Below are 17599 nucleotides of genomic sequence, written 5' to 3'. Positions count from 1 at the left end.
CGCATCACAGTCATCAACACCACCCGAAGGATGACCCCATGACCCGTACCCGCACCGTCCTGCTGCTGACCCTGGCCCTGGCTGCCACGCCCGCGCTGGCCCAACAGGAGATCTCCAAGGTGAACGGCAGTGTCACCGCCGAGGCCGGCCAGACCTATGCCGACCTGGACACCGTCAACGGCAGCATCCGCATCGGGGATGGCGCCACCGCCGAGGATGCCAGCACCGTCAACGGCAGCATCAACGTGGGCGACAAAGCACGCGTGGATTCGCTGGAAACCGTGAACGGCTCCGTCCGTGCCGGCAAGGACGTGCAGATCCGCAAGGACGTCGAAACCGTCAACGGCAGCATCTTCATCGACCACGGCGGCGTGATCGGCGGCGACATCGAGACCGTCAATGGCGCCATCGGCCTGGTCGCCACCCAGGTCAGCGGCAGCATCCACACCGTGCGCGGCGACATCACCGTGGGCGTGGGGTCCCATGTGCGCGGCGGCGTGCGCGTACAGAAGCCCACCGGCTTCTTCAACACCGACAGCAAGCGTCCCCCGCGCATCATCATCGGACCGAACGCCGTCGTCGAAGGCGCGCTGGTGTTCGAGCGCCCGGTCACCCTGTACGTGCACAGCAGTGCGAAGACCGGCCCGGTGACCGGCGCCACGGCCACGCCGTACAGCACCGACAGGGCCCCGACCGAGTAAGGACGGCGAACCGCGGCGCATGGCACAGGCCCGGCCTGTCCATTGCCGCTAGAATCGGGATTCCTTTCGTTGAGGAATCCCGATGTCCCGCAAGTTGATGCTCCTGCTTGCCGCTTCCGTCGCACTGACGGCATGCAAGCGCGAAGCCGAGGCCCCGGCCCCCGCGCCCGAAGCCGCCACGCCGCCCGCTGCGGCGCACACCTTTACCGCCGACATCACTGAGGGCGACTTCGCCGACATGGTGAACGCGCTGGCGTCGGACGAGTTCGAAGGCCGCGCGCCCGGCTCGGTCGGCGAAGAGAAGACCACCGCCTACCTCGAAGCGCAGATGAAGCGCATCGGCCTGCAGCCGGGCAACAACGGCAGCTATTTCCAGGACGTGCCGATGGTGGAGACCACCGCCGACGAGGCCGCGACCACGCTGTCGCTGACCACGTCCACCGGCAAGCGCGACCTGAAGTTCGGCACCGACTACGTCATCGGCACCCGTACCGGCGAGACCGAGGTCAAGCTGGACGCCAGCGAGCTGGTGTTCGTCGGCTATGGCGTCGATGCACCAGAGCAGAAGTGGAACGACTACGCCGGCCAGGACTGGACCGGCAAGACCGTGGTGATGTTCGTCAACGATCCCGGCTTCCACGCCAAGGACGAAGCCCTGTTCGGCGGCAACCGCATGACCTACTACGGCCGCTGGACGTACAAGTTCGAGGAAGCCGCGCGCAAGGGCGCCGCCGCCGCGCTGATCGTGCACGACACGCCCGGCGCCAGCTATGGCTGGGACGTGGTGAAGAACTCCTGGGCCGGCCCGCAGTACGACCTGCCCGCCAAGGATGATCCGGAGAAGCGCATCCCGCTGCAGGGCTGGCTGAGCGCGGAAGCCGCGAAGCAGCTGTTCGCCGATGCCGGCGTGGACCTGGACGCGGCCTACGCCAGCGCCGGCAAGCGCGGCTTCAAGCCGGTGCCGCTGAAGGCGCAGCTGTCCGCCTCGCTGAAGAGCAGCATCACCGAGAAGACCTCACGCAACGTCATCGGCGTGCTGCCGGGCAGCAGCAGGCCCGACGAAGCCGTGCTGTACATGGCCCACTGGGACCACCTGGGCAAGCACGAGGGCGAAGAGGGCGACAACATCTACAACGGCGCAGTCGACAACGCCACCGGCGTGGCCGGCATCCTGGAGATCGCCGAAGCGTTCGCTCACCAGGACCCCAAGCCTGCGCGTTCGGTGGTGTTCGTGGCGGTGACGCTGGAGGAATCCGGCCTGCTGGGTTCCAAGTACTACGTCGCGCACCCGACCTTCCCGCTCGACAAGATCGCCGGCGTGATCAACCTCGACGCCATGAGCGTGGGCGGCAAGTCGCGCGACTTCGTGGTGACCGGCAAGGGCAACTCGCAACTGGAAGACATGCTGAAGGTCTACGCCGACCAGCAGGGCCGCGTGCTCGCCGAGGAAGGCAACCCGGCCGGCGGCTACTACTTCCGCAGCGACCACTTCAACTTCGCCAAGGCCGGCGTGCCCGCGCTGTACGCCAAGGGTGGCAACGACCTGCTGGAAGGCGGCGTCGAAGCCGGCAAGGCGGCGAGCGAGGAATACGCCAAGCGCTACCACCAGGCCAGCGACGAAGTGCACGCAGGCTGGAAGCTGGACGGCGTGGTGCAGGACCTGCAGGCGCTGTACGGCGTGGGCAAGGACCTGGCCGTGGCCGACACGTGGCCGAACTGGTACGAAGGCAATCCGTTCAAGGCCGCGCGCGACACGATGATGAAGGCGGAACCGGCGAAGAAGTAAGCCGGCTGCACCAAGCGATACGAAGACGGCGCCGAAAGGCGCCGTTTTTGTTCCTTCTCCCCGCCTGCGGGGAGAAGGTGCCCGTAAGGGCGGATGAGGGGCGAGCGCGGTGATGCTCCGTGCGATGTCTCTCCGCCATCGTCGAACTCGGCAATGCGAGCGCGCAGATCCAAGATGATGCCTCCGTTCGCCCCTCACCCGCCTTCGGCACCCTCTCACCGCTGCGCAGGGAGAGGGCACCCGCCCATGGACGCCCCACTGCCGTACGCACTACCCTGCGGCATCCTCGGAGGGAAACCGCTCATGTCCATCGCCTACTGGTGCATCCTCGTCACCGCGCTGCTGCCGTATCTGTGGGTCTTCATCGCCAAGCGGTCGGGCGAGCGCTACAACAACCGCAACCCGCGCGCCTGGATCGCCAAGCAGGAAGGCAACTACAAGGTGCAGCGCGCCAATGCCGCGCACCTCAACGGCTTCGAGGCGTTCCCGGCCTTCGTCGCCGGCGTGTTGATGGCGCAGCTGGCCGGCGTGCCGGCAGAGACGGTGACGCCGCTGGCGCTGGGCTTCGTTGCCGCACGCGTCCTGCATGGCGTGTTCTACCTGGCGGACAGACAATCGCTGCGCAGCCTGGTCTGGCTGCTGGGTATGCTGTGCGCCGTAGCGCTGATGGTGCTGGCAGCGCTGCGGGTGGCGTGACGCTGCTCTCTGTAGGAGCGACGTAAGTCGCGACCGAACGCCATGAAAGCCGCTGACGTTCCAGGACAAGCAGCCTCGCCGATACGACCGTTCCTTGTCTGACCATCCCGGCATTTCACTTCTGCGGTCGCGACTCACGTCGCTCCTACAGAGAGCACGACTACCGCAGGTCTTCTTCCCACCCGAACAGGGCGAACGCCTTGCGGAACTCCGCATCCAACGGCGCCACCGCTTCGATGCGTTCGCCCGTGACCGGATGCGGGAACGACAGCCGCACCGCGTGCAGCAGCATGCGGTGCACGCCCTGCATGCGGAAGTTCCGGTTGTGGCGGCCATCGCCATGGCTGGTGTCGCCGATCAGGTGATGGAACGCGTGCTTCAGGTGTCGGCGGATCTGGCGGAAGCGGCCTGTCTCCGGCTGGCATCGCAGCAGCGCGTAGCGCGAGGTCTCGAAACCGGCGGACGGCAGCGGCAGCTCGCCCGTCGCCAAGCGCACGAAATGCGTCACCGATGGCTTCTTGTCCGGCTTGCCCGGGCCGCCATCCAGCGGATGGTCGACGATGAAGTCCGGCTCCGGCCAGCCACGGCACACGGCCAGGTAATCCTTCTCCACTTCGCGCGACATCAACACCTTGCCCAGCGTCGATGCGCTGTCGCGGTCGAATGCCACCAGCAGGCAACCGCTGGTGGCGCGGTCCAGCCGGTGGATCAGGAAGATGGGGCGGCCGAACTGCATGCGCAGCCGGTCGGCGACGAAATCCGTTTCCCCACCGGCCAGCTTGCTGTCGTGCGCCATGACACCCGCGGGCTTGTTGACTACCGCGATCTGCGCATCGGCATACAGCACGGGCAATGCGCCATCGCCCGTTTTCGTCTCACCGTAATCCATGAATCTGCGTGCCTTCCAAATCTGCGAAACTCGGGGTTCGCCGCACGCGATGGACGCACGCGGCCCTGATGGAGGATTGTGGATGAAGTCACCCCGTTTCATTGTCGCACTCGGCCTGGCCGTGGCGCTTGCCCTGGGCCAGCCCACGAGCCTCTACGCCGCGCCCGCGTTGCCCAAGGGCATCACCGCCGGCCCCAGCATCGAAGGCATCAGCGAGTACACGCTGTCCAACGGCCTGCGCGTGCTGGTGTTCCCCGATGCCACCAAGCCCACCGTGACCGTCAACCTGGTCTATGGCGTGGGTTCGGTGCACGAGAACTACGGCGAGACCGGCATGGCGCACCTGCTGGAGCACCTGCTGTTCAAGGGCACGCCCACGCAGTCCGACATCAGCGGCGAGATGAAGAAACGCGGCATCGACTTCAACGCCACCACTGGCCTGGACCGCACCAACTACTTCGCTTCGTTCCCGGCCAACACCGACACCCTCGAGTGGGTGTTGAAGATGGAAGCCGACCGCATGGTCAACTCCAATGTCGCGAAGAAGGACCTCGACAGCGAGATGACCGTGGTCCGCAACGAGCTGGAAGCGGGCGAGAACAGCCCCGGTGGCGTGCTGTTCCAGCGCATCCGCTCGACGGCGTTCCTGTGGCACAACTACGGCAACACCACCATCGGCGCACGCAGCGACGTGGAGGGCGTGCCGATCGACAAGCTGCAGGCGTTCTACCGGCAGTGGTACCAGCCCGACAACGCCACCCTCATCCTCGCCGGCCGCGTGGACACCAACGACGCGCTCGCCCGCGTCGCGCGCCATTTCGGCGCACTGAAGAAGCCCACCCGCCCGCTGCCCCGCTTCTACACCCAGGAACCGGCGCAGGATGGCGAGCGCGAAGTCACCGTGCGCCGCGTCGGCAACCTGCGGCTGGTCGCGGCCGCCTACCACGCTCCGGCGGTGGCGCACCCGGACAACGCGCCGCTGAGCGTGCTGGCCAACGTGCTGGGACACACGCCCGGCGGCCGCCTGCACAAGGCGCTGGTGGAAACCAAGCTTGCCGCTGGCAGCGGCGCCAACGGCGAATCCATGCGCGACCCCGGACTGCTGACCGTGGTGGCCGTGGTGCCCAACGACGGCGACGCCGCGAGGACCGAAGCCGAACTGCTGAAGCAGGTCGAGCAGCTCGCCGCCCGCCCGGTCACGCAACAGGAGGTGGACGAGGCGAAGCAGCGCATCGGCAACGCCTACGATCTGTACTTCACCGACGTCAATGCCGTGGGCATGGGCCTGTCCGAGTTCCAGTCCGCCGGTGACTGGCGCCTGCTGTTCACCAGTCGCGACGCCATCGCGAAGGTCACCGCCGACGATGTCAACCGCGTCGCCGCCGCATACCTGAAGTCGAGCAACCGCACGCTGGGCCGTTTCATTCCCACCACCACCCCGGAGCGGGTGGAGATCCCGGCCGCGCCTGCGGTCGCATCGCTGGTGGACGGGTACACCGGCGGTACCGCCGTCAGCGCCGGCGAGCAGTTCGATCCCTCGCCGAAGAACATCGAGGCAAGAACCCAGACCTTCACGCTGGGCGACGGCCTGAAAGTCTCGCTGCTGCCGAAGAAGACCCGTGGCGGCACCGTGATCGTCGATGCCAACTTCCGTTTTGCCGATGAAGCCGCGCTCACCGGCCGCGAAGGTGCCGCCGGCATGGCCGGCGCCATGCTGATGCGCGGCAGCAAGACGATGACGCGCGAGCAGATCGACCAGCGACTTGAACAGCTGAAGACGCAGGGCAGCGTGGGCGGAAGCCTGCAGGGTGCCAGCATCGGCCTGCAGACGCGTCGCGAACACCTGGCCGATGCCCTGGCGCTGGCCGCCGACGTCCTGCGCAATCCGGCGTTCCCTGAAAGCGAGTTCGAGCAGCTGCGCCTGCAGGCACTGACCGGCATGGAAGCCTCGCGGCAGGAGCCGGGGGCGATCGCCGGTCGCGCGCTGGCGGAGTATTTCGACCCGTGGCCGGCCGGCCATCCGCTGCGCAACCGCACGCTGGACGAATCGCTGGCGGAACTGAAGGCGCTGAAGCTGGACGACGTACGCGCGTTCCACCGCGACGTGTACGGCACCGCCAACGGCGAGATCGCCATCGTCGGCGACTTCGACCCCGCCGCCGTGCGCGCGCAGCTGGAGCAGCTGTTCACCGACTGGAAGAGCGGCAAGCCGTACGCGCCCATCGCCACCGGCTACACCGACGTGGCGGCGAAGCAGGCGCGCTTCGAGACGCCGGACAAGCCCAATGCCGTGCTGCTGGCCCGGCACAACCTGTCGCTGAAGGTCACCGATGCGGACTACCCGGCGATGGTGATCGCCAACCGCGTGTTCGGCGGTGGCGCGCTGAAGTCGCGCCTGGGTGATCGCATCCGCCAGCAGGAGGGCCTGAGCTACGGCGTCTCCAGCGGCGTGCGCGCGGACGACAGCCGCACCGGCCAGGACGATGCCGGCAGCTTCAGCATCCAGGCCATCGCGGCGCCGGAGAACATGGCGAAGGTGGAAGCGCTGGTGCGCGAGGAGCTGACGAAACTCGTCAAGGACGGCATCACCGCCGGAGAGCTGAAGGACGCCGTGGCCGGCATGCTGACCGAACGCGAACAGGGCCGCGCGGACGACGGCAGCGTCGCCGGCATGCTGGCCGACCAGCTGTTCTTCGGTCGCACCATGCAGTTCACCGCCGACCTGGATGCGAAGTACGCCGCACTGACGGTGGACCAGGTGAACGCCGCGATCCGCAAGCACTTCAAACCGGAGGCGTTGAGCGTGTTCCTGGCGGGCGACTTCGCCAAGAAGGCCGGCGCGCCGGCGGCGGCGCCCGCGAAGTAATCCGCATGACGTGAGACGGAACGGCCCCGCAAGGGGCCGTTCTCGTTTTCGCGCTCGCAGAAGATCCTTTCCCGCGCAGATGTTCCCCTCTCCCCTGCAGATGCTCCCCTCTCCCCGCGTGCGGGGAGAGGGTGCCGAAGGCGGGGGAGGGGCGAACGAAGAGGCGACGTACAACGCGCCCGTACTGTTGCCAGAGGCGCGGCCGCGACGACACATCCCTCGTGCCCGACCATCGCGCCCGCCCCTCATCCGCCCTCCGGGCACCTTCGCCCCGCAAGCGGGGCGAAGGGAAAAACCTTCATCGCGCGCCTGAACGTCGCGAACGCCTGGCGAGCCCCCTCCGCCTCACACTGAGCCTTGTACACCGGCCTCGGAGCCCGGCGATGGAGCCCGGAGCTCCGTCGATGGGGCTCGGAATGCCAACGATCGAGCTCTCCCATGCCATCGATGGAGCTCGGGGCTCCATCTGTCTCAGATTGAGCTCCATCCGCGAGGCTCGGAAAGCCCTCGATGGCACTCGAAAGGCGATGGGATGGCTTTCGGAGCTCGATCGATGGAGCTCGGGAGCTTCATCTGTCTCACATTGAGCTCCACCCGCGAGGCTCGGAGAGCCATCGATGGCACTCGGAATGCGATGGGATGGCTTTCGGAGCTCGATCGATGGAGCTCGGGAGCTCCATCTGTCTCACATTGAGCGCCATCTGCGAGGCTCGGAACGCCATCGCTGGGATTCGGCGCTCGGTTCTCACATCGAGCCTCGCCTGCGCACCTTCGACAGGCAACGCAGGCTTACGGCAGCCGCAGCGTCGCCAGCAGCGGGAAGTGGTCGGACGGATAGCGTCCGCCCCAGCGCGTGGTGATCGAGGCGATCGATTCCAGCTGCACGCCGCGGACGAAGACCCAGTCGATGCGCTTGTCGGCGTTGCCCGTGAACCCATGGAACGTCGCTTCACTGCCTTCCACCCGCGGCGTGGTGGTCCACGCATCCTGCAGCGTCTGCGCGAGCACGGCGTGCACCTGACTGTCCGGCGCGGTGTTGAAGTCGCCGGTCAGCACCACCGGCACCCCGGCCGGCAACGCGGCCAGGCGGCGCGCGATGGCCTGCGCGCCCTTCAGGCGTGCGGCCTCGTCCTGGTCGCGGTACGGCAGGTGGGTGTTGAACAGGTAGAAGCGCTTGCCGTCGCTGCGCTGCTCGAACAGCGCCCAGGTCACCATGCGCGGATAGAGATGGTTCCAGGTGATGCTGCCCGGCACGTCGGGCGTATCGGACAGCCAGAAGTCGCCGGACTCGACCACCTTCAGGCGGTCCTTCCGGTAGAACACGCCCATGTGCTCGCCGCCGCCATCGGCATTGCGACCGCGACCGAACCACGCGTACGCCGGCAATTCGCGCGCCAAGTACTCGGCCTGCGCCTGCACCAGTTCCTGCAGGCCGATCACGTCGGGCTGCTGCTCGCGCAGCATGCGCACCGCCAGCGGCTTGCGCGTCTCCCAATAGTCCACGCCATCGCTCTCGGCCGGCAGGCGGATGTTGAAGCTCATGATGCGCAGCGGGGCGTCGGCGGCGAGCGCCTGCCACGGCAGCAGGCAGGCCAGCAGGAGGATGAGTAAGCGAGGGATCACGGGCATCTCCGCGAAACGGGCGGCCATTGTCGCGCAGACCGCAGGGCATGAACGTGGCACGAATCCCGTTGTAAGGCCCCTAGGCGGAACGGACGGACTCCGGCACGATGCGGTCAGCCGTTCGAGGACATCGCGATGTCGGTGCTCACCCTGGTGTTCCTGCTGCAGGCGCTCGATTCGCCCCTCGCGCCGCCCGCTGCCCCCACGCATGACGCGACCATCGCGTGCGTGATCGCGCGCCTGAAGCCTTTCGCCAGTCCGTATGGCATCCAACAGGCATGGCCGAAGATGCACTACTGGCCACGCGAGCTCCAGCAATCACTCGGAACACCCCTGTCGGACATGGGCCATGTAGCCGACGGGTATCAGCAGTTCCTGCATGTCGACACGCGAGCACGCGCGGTCTATGTGGTCGAGCAGGGCGGCTTCGCCGGCACCTTCAAGGTGTATGGCCCGTTGCCGCTGCCGCGCTGCGCACCCGCTGCGGAAACGCCGCCGCTCTGAAGGCCGGCGGCGCGCCAGGGATCACGCCGAGCGGCGCTGCCCGCCATGCCTCCCTTCCGCGATCTCCTCCACCAGCTTGGCGCAGAACGTGGGCAGATCCTCCGGTGTGCGGCTGGTGACCAAGCCCTTGTCGACGATGACTTCGTCGTCCTTCCAGTTCGCGCCCGCATTCTCCAGGTCCTTGCGGATGTTGGGCACCGAGGTAACGGTGCGGCCACGCAGCACGTCGGCGTTGGCGAGCACCCACGGGCCGTGGCAGATCGCACCGACTGGTTTGCCGGCTTCGAAGAAGCCGCGGGTGAAGGCCAGTGCCTGGTCGTCCACGCGCAGGGCGTCCGGATTGAACAGCCCCCCGGGAATGACGAGCGCGTCGTAGTCCTTGGCGGAGACTTCGGACAGCACATGATCCACGTCCACCTGGTCGCCCTTGTCGAAGTGCTTGAAGCCCTGGATGCGCCCGCCATCGAGCGAGACGATGTCGACCTGCGCGTGGTGCGACTGCAGTACGCGCATCGGTTCGGTCAACTCGGATTGCTCGAAGCCGTCGGTGGCGAGGATGGCGACGCGTTTTCCCGTCAGGTGGCTCATGGGAAGGCTCCCGTATGAATGAGGTGCCACGGTAGCGTGCGCCACGCGCACGGCATGCGAAGGAATCGTTGCCATCGTGTCAATGCGCGTGATCGATGTGCTCCAATGCCTCATCTGTTCATGGAAGCGCACTCATGCCTCGTCGCATGGTTGTCGTGTTACGCAGCGTGTTGGCATGCGTCGTGTCGCTCTACGCGTTGCCTCTGGTCAACCAGATCGGCGGTGAACTCGCGGCGGCGCTGCGCTTGCCTCCGGGCGGTGACGCGCGGCTGGCCTACGACCTGCTGTGGGTCGTCATGGCCGGCGCGGCCGGCAGCATGCTGATGGTCGGTGTGGCGGCAGTCGCGAAGACCGCGCACGCCTGGGTGTTCCTCGCGTTGTACCTGGCCCTCGGCGTGACCCTGGTCTGGCTCGCGTGGGAAGACTTCCCGCGCTGGTTCACCCTCGCCTGCCTGCTGACCTTTCCCGTGCAGGTGTGGCTGGGCTGGTGGTTGGCGTGGGGACGTCGGCGCGCCACGCGCGCGGATACGTGAGGCTCAGGACTGCGCTTCGTCCACATCCGATGCGTCGACGACAAAGCGGTAGACGCCCTCGTCCGTCTCGACGTGCCAGGGCGAGGTATCGACCTCCAGGCACCGACGGCCATCGCGATCCACGTGCCCGAGCACGTTGCAGGCAATCCATCCATCGCAGGGAAGCGCCTGGTCCGCATAACCAACGACCGGCATCTTCTCGATGCCTCGATGTCGGCGCCCTGACGCCTCGTCGATATGGAACTCGATCCAGCCGGGGAATTCTTCGTCTACGATTCCGGTGACGCTGATACGCAATCGCGCTTGCGCGGAGCGTTCCACCTCAGCGCCGCGGCCACGCCGCCAGCAACGCCCACAACCCGCCGATGCCGGCGATCCACGCGGAAGCGGGCACGTCGAGCAGGCGTGGCCCACCCGCTTCCAGCGCATACAGCACGGCCGCGACGATCAGCAGGCCCACGCCGAGGATCGCGGCGACGACGCGGCGCTGCATGCCCTTCATCGTCTGGGTCAGTTCGGTGAGGTCCTTGGAACGCATCGCCAACTCGTGCCGGCCTTCCACCTGCTGGCTCAGCCATGCATGCACCAGGCGCGGCATGTCCGGCGCGTGGGTCATGATCTCGGGAAGGCGCTTGCGGAACTCCTGCGCGGCGCGTTGCGGGCTGTAGCGCTCCATCAGGATGCGTTCCAGCACCGGCCGCGCCACCGCCCAGATATCGATCTGCGGGTCCAGCTGCCGGCCCACGCCCTCGATGTTGAGCAGGGTCTTCTGCAGCAGGATCAGCTGCGGCTGCAGGGTCAGCTCGTAGCGCTGCGCGGTGCGGAACAGCTTGGCCAGCACCTCGGCCAGCGAAATCTCGCTGAGCGGGCGGGTGAAGTAGGGTTCGCAGACGGCGCGCGCGGCGGCTTCGAGTTCGTCGATGCGGATGTGCGCCGGCATCCATCCCGCCTGCACGTGCAGTTCGGCGATGCGACGGTAGTCGCGGTTGAAGATCGCCATGAAGTTCTCGGCGAGCCAGTACTGATCGTCGCGCGAGAGCTGGCCCATGATGCCGAAATCCAGCGCGATGAAGCGCGGATCGGTCTTCCGCTCCGGATCCACCCAGATGTTGCCGGCGTGCGCGTCGGCGTGGAAGAAGTTGTCGCGGAACACCTGCTGGTAGAACACGCGCACGCCCTTGGCGGCGAGTGCCTTGCGGTCGATGCCCGCGGCATCCAGTGCGGCGATGTCGTCGGACGGGATGCCGCGCACGCGTTCCATCGTCATCGCGCGCTCGGCGGTGTGCGACCAGATCACCTCGGGCACGTACAGGTCGGGCGAGTCCGCCCAGTTGCGCCGCAGCAGACTGGCATTGCCGGCCTCGCGCTGCAGGTCGAGTTCCGCCGCCAGCGTGTTCTCGATCTCGGCGACGATCTCGCGCGGGCGGATCTTGTCGGCGTTCGGATGCGCGCGGTCGACGATGGCCGCGATGCTCTCCAGCAGCGCGATGTCCCCGGCGATCTGCCGGCGGATATCCGGGCGCAGCACCTTCACCACCACCTCGCGCCCACCGGGCAGCGTGGCCGCATGCACCTGCGCGATGGACGCGGAAGCCAGCGGCGTGGTGTCGAAATGCTCGAAGGCCTCGATGATCGGCCGGCCCAGCTCCTGTTCCACCAGCGCACGCGCGACATCGCCATCGAACGGCGCCACGCGGTCCTGCAGCAGGGTGAGTTCTTCGGCGATGTCGGGCGGGATGAGATCGCGGCGGGTGGACAGGATCTGCCCGAACTTGACGAAGATGGGCCCGAGTTCCTGCAGCGCCAGGCGCAGTCGCGCACCCCGCGGCTGTGCGGCGATCTCCGCCGATGCACGCGGCACGAACGGGCGTCCCAGCTTCAGCCAACGCTCGACCGGCGTGCCTTCGAGCAGGTCGTCCAGGCGATAGCGGAGCAGCACGCGGCCGATGCGGCTGGCCCTCAACACCGACTTCATGCGCGGTGCTCCACGCGCGCGGCGAGGCGGCCGATGCGGACGGCCAACCGCTCCACGTCGTCGCGCATGGCATCGACGTCATCATGGAAGGCATTGAGTTCGTCGCGGCCGACCACGTCGCGCGATTCTTCGGTCACGTACTCGGCGGCACTTTCCGCAAGGTTGCCCGCGGCAATGCGGGCCTGTTGCAGACCGGCGCGCACGGCATTCGCCACCTGCACGCCGATCACGTCACCGAACACCCGGGTGAACGGCAGCGACCAGTCTGGATCGAAGCGCGTGGCCAGCGTCTGCAGGCGGCGTGCGAGCTCGGCGTCGCCGGAGACCTTGACCTTGCCGACCGGGGTTGCGTTGTCGCGACGCAGGAAAGGGAGTTGACCGAGCAGTCCGCCGAGCGTGCTGCGCACGGCGAGATCGGCTTCCAGCACTTCACTGGCCGGACCTACCTGCAGGCGGCCACCGCCGACCATGATGTCCATTGCCAGGGGCGGAGCATCGACCACCAGCTGGATGCGGCGGCCTTCAAGAGGACGCAGCGCCGCCGATGTGTCGGGATCAAGCGCGATCGCCTGGTTGAGCGCGGCTTCGAGTGCGCGACCGGCGAGGGGTTTCAGGGCATCGAACGGAGACAGGTCCATGCCGCCATTCTAGCGGCAAAGCCTGCATGCCCTGCCCGCCCGTTGGCCTGCTTCATGCAGGCTCGGGGCGGGCTCGATGGCGTCCTGCCATCCCGGCGGGGAGAGACGGTGGAGAGGTCAGACGCGCTTGCCGCGCAACAGCGAGATGATCGCCAGGATCACGAAGACGACGAACAGTACCCACGCGATGTTGGTGGCGGCACCCGCGATGCCGCTGAAACCCAACACGGCGGCGATGAGGGCGATGACGAAGAAGATGATGGCGTAGCGCAGCATGGAAACTCCTTTGGGCTGTGGCCAGCTATGCAGCCGGTAGTGGCGTGCGCCATGCTGGAACGCGGGGAGTCATCGCCGCGTGATTTCCGCGCGGTGCGATACGGACACGCTTCAGTGTCGTGATTCGGGCGTGAAGGTCAGGCTTTCTGTAGGAGGGGCTTGAGCCCGCGCCTCGACCAACTCGCCGTACACGCGCCGATGAGCGCGCCGCAGCGCGGCAGGAGAGTGATGGGTCTGATGGCTACGGCATCCTTGGTGGAGAGAGGCCGGGGTTGAAGCCCTTTCCTACACCGGATGATCGCGCAGCCAGGCGCGCAGGCGCTCGAATCCTTCTTCCATCGACACGCGCGGTACGTAACCGAAGTCGCGTCGCGCCGGCGCCATGTCGTACCAGTGCGCAGTGCTGAGCTGTTCGGCCAGGAAGCGCGTCATCGGCGGCTCGCCCTTCAACGGCAGCACCGTCCACAGGGTTTCGCACACGGCACCGATGCGATACGCGGTCTTGAAGGACAGGTGCTTCTCGACGCGCGGCGCATGGGCCGACTCCAGCATCGCGTTGAGCAGCTTGCGCATGGGCCATGGCTCGCCGTTGGAGATGAAGTACGCCTTGCCCGCGCAGGCCGCACCGGGTGCCAGGCGGTCGAAGGCGTCGAAGTGGGCCTGCGCGGCGTTGTCGATGTAGGTGGTGTCGACGTGGTTCTCGCCACTGCCGACGATGCGCAGGCGACCGGCGCGGGCACGCGACACGAGGCGCGGCAGGATCTGGTGGTCGCCCGGACCCCAGATCAGGCGCGGGCGCAACGCGACCGTCGCCAGCGATGCATCGTTGGCGGCGAGCACCGCCTTTTCGGCGATCGTCTTCGTGGTGGCATACGGCGCCTTGAAGCCTTCGCCGTAGGGCACGGTGTCGGCGGTGCCGCCTTCCACCGGATGCGTGGCACGGTGGGTCACGCTGGGCGTTGAAGTGTAGACCAGGCGACCGATGCCGTGCGTGCGACACGCCTCGAGCACGTTCTGCGTGCCGACCACATTGGCGTCGTGGTAGCTCTTGTAGCTGCCCCAGGCCCCGGCCTTCGCGGCGTTGTGGAAAACCGCGTCCACGCCATCGGCGGCATGCATCACCGCATGCGCGTCGGCGAGATCGCCCTGCACCTGGCCCACGCCGAGTTCGCGCAGCACCGGGTAGTAGCCACGGTTGAGGCTGATCACCTCGTGCCCGCGTTCGACCAGGCCACGGCACAGCGCCTGGCCAAGGAAACCACCGCCGCCGGTGACCAGGATCTTCATGCGTGGTGTCCTTGTTGCGTGCGTGCCCATGCCGCCAATGTCTCCCGACCGATCTTGGCGTTGTGGCGGATGTCGACGGGGAAGCCGGGGTGCGGCAGGAAGGTGGCGATGCGCGCGGTGTGCGGATGGCGTGCACCGATGGCGCGCAGCTCGGTCGCCATCTGCGTGCGATCGGCGCTGGCGCCGGGCTGCAGTTCGTAGCAGAGCACCGGCGATTGGCGTCCGGGCTCACCCACCCCGACCAGTGCGGTGCGGCGGACCCGCGGATGGATGTTGAAGACGGGTTCGACCTGCTCGGTGTAGAGCGGGCCGTCGGCGGTCTCGACGCGTTGCGTCTTGCGACCGCAGAACCACAGTCGGCCTTCGCCATCGAACCAGCCCACGTCGCCCATGCGGTGCACGGTGCGTTCGGCACCCTCTGGCAGGGTTTCGCGGATCTTCGCCGCGCGCGTGGCGACATCGCGACGGAAATAGGTATCGGTGGCGGTGGGGCCGGCGACGGTGATCTCGCCAACTTGGCCGTCGGGCAGCACCTCGACATCGGTCCAGCGTTCGATCGGCGCGTCGGTGATGCGGATGATGCGGACCTCGTTCGGCGGCACGGCACGACCGACGCAGGTGCCGGCACCGGCTTCCGTGTCCACGCGCGTGGCGTCCAGTTCACGGCCTTCGATGACGGCGACCGGCAGGCATTCGGTGGCCCCGTACGGCGTCCAGAACTGCGCGGTATCCGGCAGCAGCGTACGGATCTTCGCCACGACATCCGGCGGCACCGGTGCGCCGGCCGAGGTCACACGCTGCACGCCCGGCAGTGGCGCGCCATGGTCGGCGAGCACCTTCATCAGCGCCGGCGAGCCGAACAGCTGGGTAACGCCGAAACGCGCGATGGCCGCGTGCAGCTTGTTCGGATCGGCGCTGGCCGGGCGGGTGGGATCCATGTCCGGGATCACCGAGGTCAGCCCGAGCGCGGGGTCGAACAGCGCGAACGGCGGGAACGTTGGCAGATCCACGCCGCCAGGCTGCATGCCGAACGCGTTGCGCAGCAGTTCGATCTGGGCAACGAAATGGCGGTGGCGGTAGACCACGCCCTTCGGCACGCCGGTGGAGCCGCTGGTGAACAGGATGCCCGCGACATCGTCGGGTGCGGTGGCCGCCAGCTGCGGACCGGCGCCGGCACCGCGCGCTTCGATCTTCGCCAGCGTGGTGCCACCCCATGCCCAGCGCGTGCCGACGGTGACGATCTTCTTCGCGGACTTCGCCCAGCCCAGCACGCAGCGCGCGGCCTGCGCCAGCGGGATGCCGATGAAGGCCTGCGGTTCGGCTTCGTCCAGGCACTGCTTCAGCGCGCGCCGGTCGATGCCGGGATCCACCAGCACCGGCACGGCGCCGGCCTTGAACAACGCGAACATCAACAGGAAGAATTCCGGGGTGGGCCGCACCATCACCACGGTGCGGTCGCCGCGACCGATGCCGTACGCACCCAGACCGGCGGCGATGGCGTCGCTGCGCGCGTCCAGCTGGGCATAGGTGAGTTCGCGGGTGTAGCGTCCGGCGGCGTCGGGACAGCGCATGGCCACGCGGTCGGGCTGCTCGCGGGCCAGCCGGGGCAGGCTGGCGGCGATGTTGCACGGATCGGTCATGCCGTCATTGTCGCCGCTGGACGGTACTTGCGTCAGCCGCCCGGGTTGGCAGAATGCGCGTCCCGCCCGCGCCCCGCCGCCAGCCAAGCCCCGATGCATCCCTGCCTGACCTGCGGCGCCTGCTGCGCCCACTTCCGCGTGAGCTTCCACTGGAGCGAAGCGGACCCCGACCAGGGCGGCGTGGTACCGATCGAACTGACCGAACCGCTGCGGGTGCACGAGCGGGTGATGCGCGGCACCTCCCAGAAGCACCCGCATTGCGTGGCGCTGGATGCCGACATCGGCCGCTACAGCCGCTGCACGATCCATGACCGGCGACCGTCGGTGTGCGCGCTGGTGCCGGCGTCGCTGGAGTTCGGCAAGCGCAGCGCACAGTGCGACAAGGCGCGGTTGGCGCATGGGCTGCCGGTGCTGGTAGAGGCGGACTGGACGGGTGTGGTGGAGGCGGAGAAGAATCCATTGCCAGAGCTTTAGTCCTTCTCCCCTTGTGGGAGAAGAGCCTGCCCCGTACTCGATACGGGGTGGCGCGAAGCGCCGGACGAGGGGACGCGAGCGCAGCGAGCCGCTCGGACATCCGGCAAACGAAGCAACGGCAAGAGCGCCCCTCATCCGCCTTCGGCACCTTCTCCCCGCTGGCGCAGGGAGAAGGGATCAGCCACGTGCGGAGAAAGGTTCAACCCAGCGGATGGCGGTCCAGGAAGTCGCGGATCAGCGGCACCAGGATTTCGTGCTTGTCTTCCAGCACGTAGTGGCCGGCGTCGTCGTACGCGTGCACTTCCGCGTTCGGCAGTGCGGCGCGGAAACCGTCGAGGAAGTGCTTGTCGAACACGAAGTCCTTCAAACCCCAGCCCAGGAACGCGGGCCGGTCGGCGAACGACGGCAGCGCCTTGCCGGCGGCGTCCAGCAGCGGCCACGCCTTGTCCTTCGGGCCCAGCGGGATGTCCTGCATGAAGCGGATCGTCGAAATGCGATTGGCCCAGGTGTCGTACGGCGACACGTACGCGCGGCGCACGTCGGCGGGCATGCGGCGTTCGACGCCGATCCACGACGCGCCGGCCGAGAACGCGTTGAAGCCACGGATGATCCACTCGCCGATCGTCCAGTCGCGGCCGAGCCCGATCTGCCACGGCATCGCCTTCGCGGCGGGCATCGGGAACGCGGCGGTATTGGTGACCACCAGGCGCTTCACCTGCGCGGCGTGCGAAAGCGCCCAGCCGAAACCGATCATGCCGCCCCAGTCATGCACGGCCAGCGTCACCGGGCCGGTGATGCCGAGATGGCGCAGCAGCGCGGCGACGTCGTCCACGCGCGACTGCAGCGTGTACTCATAGCGGCTGTCGTCGGGCTTGTCGGACAGGCCCATGCCGATGTGGTCGGGCACGATGCAGCGGTACTTGTCGGACAGGCCGGCCACCAGCGTTCGCCAGTAATAGCTCCACGACGGATTGCCGTGCAGCATCACCACCACCTCGCCATCGCGCGGGCCTTCGTCGAGGTAGTTCATCGACAGGCCCGGGCGGACCTCGAAGCGCTTCGGATGGGAGGGATAGCCGGGAAGGTTCATCGCGCGTCGCCGCCGTCAAAGAAAAGGGCCGGC

General features: G+C 67.6%; 17 protein-coding genes. 7 read left to right on the top strand and 10 right to left on the bottom strand.

Going from position 1 to position 17599, the window contains the following annotated elements:
- The first annotated feature begins 38 nt into the window (after positions 1-38).
- From IB223_RS00400 to IB223_RS00390, 3 genes are all read left to right on the top strand, one after another.
- Positions 39-701, top strand: coding sequence for a hypothetical protein (locus IB223_RS00400; RefSeq protein ID WP_192199736.1), 663 nt, complete (start codon positions 39-41; stop codon positions 699-701).
- An 82-nt stretch (positions 702-783) separates the two neighbouring features.
- On the top strand, positions 784-2487 hold the full coding sequence (locus tag IB223_RS00395) for a M28 family metallopeptidase (RefSeq protein WP_192199735.1): 1704 nt from the start codon (positions 784-786) through the stop codon (positions 2485-2487).
- 303 nt (positions 2488-2790) lie between these two features.
- The gene (locus tag IB223_RS00390; RefSeq protein ID WP_192199734.1) at positions 2791-3183 is read left to right on the top strand and encodes an MAPEG family protein; all 393 of its coding nucleotides are present in this window, start codon (positions 2791-2793) and stop codon (positions 3181-3183) included.
- A gap of 160 nt (positions 3184-3343) precedes the next feature.
- On the opposite strand, the gene IB223_RS00385 is transcribed toward IB223_RS00390, so the two are convergent.
- Positions 3344-4072, bottom strand: a complete 729-nt coding sequence (locus IB223_RS00385) for a pseudouridine synthase (protein ID WP_192199733.1) — start codon at positions 4070-4072, stop codon at positions 3344-3346.
- 82 nt (positions 4073-4154) lie between these two features.
- Between IB223_RS00385 and IB223_RS00380 the strand changes: the two genes are divergently transcribed.
- Positions 4155-6938, top strand: a complete 2784-nt coding sequence (locus IB223_RS00380; RefSeq protein WP_192199732.1) for a pitrilysin family protein — start codon at positions 4155-4157, stop codon at positions 6936-6938.
- A 789-nt stretch (positions 6939-7727) separates the two neighbouring features.
- On the opposite strand, the gene IB223_RS00375 is transcribed toward IB223_RS00380, so the two are convergent.
- Entirely contained in the window at positions 7728-8567 is an 840-nt protein-coding gene (locus IB223_RS00375) for an endonuclease/exonuclease/phosphatase family protein (protein WP_225590741.1), read from the bottom strand.
- Positions 8568-8696: 129 nt separating this feature from the next.
- Between IB223_RS00375 and IB223_RS00370 the strand changes: the two genes are divergently transcribed.
- The gene (locus tag IB223_RS00370) at positions 8697-9065 is read left to right on the top strand and encodes a hypothetical protein (protein ID WP_192199730.1); all 369 of its coding nucleotides are present in this window, start codon (positions 8697-8699) and stop codon (positions 9063-9065) included.
- 21 nt (positions 9066-9086) lie between these two features.
- Here the strand turns inward: IB223_RS00370 and IB223_RS00365 are convergent, their stop codons facing one another.
- The gene (locus tag IB223_RS00365) at positions 9087-9653 is read right to left on the bottom strand and encodes a type 1 glutamine amidotransferase domain-containing protein (RefSeq protein WP_192199729.1); all 567 of its coding nucleotides are present in this window, start codon (positions 9651-9653) and stop codon (positions 9087-9089) included.
- 134 nt (positions 9654-9787) lie between these two features.
- On the opposite strand from IB223_RS00365, the gene IB223_RS00360 reads away from it, so the two are divergent.
- Complete coding sequence (locus tag IB223_RS00360) at positions 9788-10186, top strand: hypothetical protein (RefSeq protein ID WP_192199728.1); 399 nt, start codon at positions 9788-9790, stop codon at positions 10184-10186.
- A 3-nt stretch (positions 10187-10189) separates the two neighbouring features.
- Here IB223_RS00360 and IB223_RS00355 read toward each other — a convergent pair whose 3' ends face one another.
- The 6 genes from IB223_RS00355 to oleC form a co-directional block, all read right to left on the bottom strand.
- Positions 10190-10483 (bottom strand): hypothetical protein, encoded by a 294-nt coding sequence (locus tag IB223_RS00355; RefSeq protein WP_192199727.1) that lies wholly within the window; start codon positions 10481-10483, stop codon positions 10190-10192.
- Between the two features lie 25 nt (positions 10484-10508).
- A complete protein-coding gene (ubiB, locus tag IB223_RS00350; protein ID WP_192199726.1) occupies positions 10509-12161 on the bottom strand; it encodes a ubiquinone biosynthesis regulatory protein kinase UbiB in 1653 nt (550 codons plus the stop codon).
- Entirely contained in the window at positions 12158-12799 is a 642-nt protein-coding gene (locus tag IB223_RS00345) for an SCP2 sterol-binding domain-containing protein (protein ID WP_192199725.1), read from the bottom strand. The genes ubiB and IB223_RS00345 overlap by 4 nt, the downstream gene beginning before the upstream one ends.
- 117 nt (positions 12800-12916) lie before the next feature.
- Positions 12917-13075 (bottom strand): DUF1328 domain-containing protein, encoded by a 159-nt coding sequence (locus tag IB223_RS00340; protein ID WP_082563134.1) that lies wholly within the window; start codon positions 13073-13075, stop codon positions 12917-12919.
- 285 nt (positions 13076-13360) lie between these two features.
- Complete coding sequence (oleD, locus tag IB223_RS00335) at positions 13361-14362, bottom strand: 2-alkyl-3-oxoalkanoate reductase (RefSeq protein WP_192199724.1); 1002 nt, start codon at positions 14360-14362, stop codon at positions 13361-13363.
- Positions 14359-16002: an olefin beta-lactone synthetase gene (gene oleC / locus IB223_RS00330; RefSeq protein ID WP_192199723.1), complete on the bottom strand. Its 1644-nt coding sequence runs from the start codon at positions 16000-16002 to the stop codon at positions 14359-14361. The genes oleD and oleC overlap by 4 nt, the downstream gene beginning before the upstream one ends.
- Before the next feature lie 93 nt (positions 16003-16095).
- Between oleC and IB223_RS00325 the strand changes: the two genes are divergently transcribed.
- The gene (locus tag IB223_RS00325; RefSeq protein ID WP_192199722.1) at positions 16096-16476 is read left to right on the top strand and encodes a YkgJ family cysteine cluster protein; all 381 of its coding nucleotides are present in this window, start codon (positions 16096-16098) and stop codon (positions 16474-16476) included.
- Positions 16477-16675: 199 nt separating this feature from the next.
- On the opposite strand, the gene IB223_RS00320 is transcribed toward IB223_RS00325, so the two are convergent.
- On the bottom strand, positions 16676-17566 hold the full coding sequence (locus IB223_RS00320; protein ID WP_192199721.1) for an alpha/beta fold hydrolase: 891 nt from the start codon (positions 17564-17566) through the stop codon (positions 16676-16678).
- Between the last annotated feature and the right edge of the window lie 33 nt (positions 17567-17599).

This window comes from Pseudoxanthomonas sp. PXM03, from assembly GCF_014852005.1.
GTDB lineage: Bacteria > Pseudomonadota > Gammaproteobacteria > Xanthomonadales > Xanthomonadaceae > Pseudoxanthomonas_A.
This window is presented reverse-complemented; position numbering and strand designations above follow the sequence as displayed.

Excerpts from the sequence above, each read along its gene's own strand:
- IB223_RS00400 (WP_192199736.1), top strand. The coding sequence starts at position 39 with ATGACCCGTACCCGCACCGTCCTGCTGCTGACCCTGGCCCTGGCTGCC.
- IB223_RS00395 (WP_192199735.1), top strand. The coding sequence starts at position 784 with ATGTCCCGCAAGTTGATGCTCCTGCTTGCCGCTTCCGTCGCACTGACG.
- IB223_RS00390 (WP_192199734.1), top strand. The coding sequence starts at position 2,791 with ATGTCCATCGCCTACTGGTGCATCCTCGTCACCGCGCTGCTGCCGTAT.
- IB223_RS00385 (WP_192199733.1), bottom strand. The coding sequence starts at position 4,072 with ATGGATTACGGTGAGACGAAAACGGGCGATGGCGCATTGCCCGTGCTG.
- IB223_RS00380 (WP_192199732.1), top strand. The coding sequence starts at position 4,155 with ATGAAGTCACCCCGTTTCATTGTCGCACTCGGCCTGGCCGTGGCGCTT.
- IB223_RS00375 (WP_225590741.1), bottom strand. The coding sequence starts at position 8,567 with ATGCCCGTGATCCCTCGCTTACTCATCCTCCTGCTGGCCTGCCTGCTG.
- IB223_RS00370 (WP_192199730.1), top strand. The coding sequence starts at position 8,697 with ATGTCGGTGCTCACCCTGGTGTTCCTGCTGCAGGCGCTCGATTCGCCC.
- IB223_RS00365 (WP_192199729.1), bottom strand. The coding sequence starts at position 9,653 with ATGAGCCACCTGACGGGAAAACGCGTCGCCATCCTCGCCACCGACGGC.
- IB223_RS00360 (WP_192199728.1), top strand. The coding sequence starts at position 9,788 with ATGCCTCGTCGCATGGTTGTCGTGTTACGCAGCGTGTTGGCATGCGTC.
- ubiB (WP_192199726.1), bottom strand. The coding sequence starts at position 12,161 with ATGAAGTCGGTGTTGAGGGCCAGCCGCATCGGCCGCGTGCTGCTCCGC.
- IB223_RS00345 (WP_192199725.1), bottom strand. The coding sequence starts at position 12,799 with ATGGACCTGTCTCCGTTCGATGCCCTGAAACCCCTCGCCGGTCGCGCA.
- IB223_RS00340 (WP_082563134.1), bottom strand. The coding sequence starts at position 13,075 with ATGCTGCGCTACGCCATCATCTTCTTCGTCATCGCCCTCATCGCCGCC.
- oleD (WP_192199724.1), bottom strand. The coding sequence starts at position 14,362 with ATGAAGATCCTGGTCACCGGCGGCGGTGGTTTCCTTGGCCAGGCGCTG.
- oleC (WP_192199723.1), bottom strand. The coding sequence starts at position 16,002 with ATGACCGATCCGTGCAACATCGCCGCCAGCCTGCCCCGGCTGGCCCGC.
- IB223_RS00325 (WP_192199722.1), top strand. The coding sequence starts at position 16,096 with ATGCATCCCTGCCTGACCTGCGGCGCCTGCTGCGCCCACTTCCGCGTG.
- IB223_RS00320 (WP_192199721.1), bottom strand. The coding sequence starts at position 17,566 with ATGAACCTTCCCGGCTATCCCTCCCATCCGAAGCGCTTCGAGGTCCGC.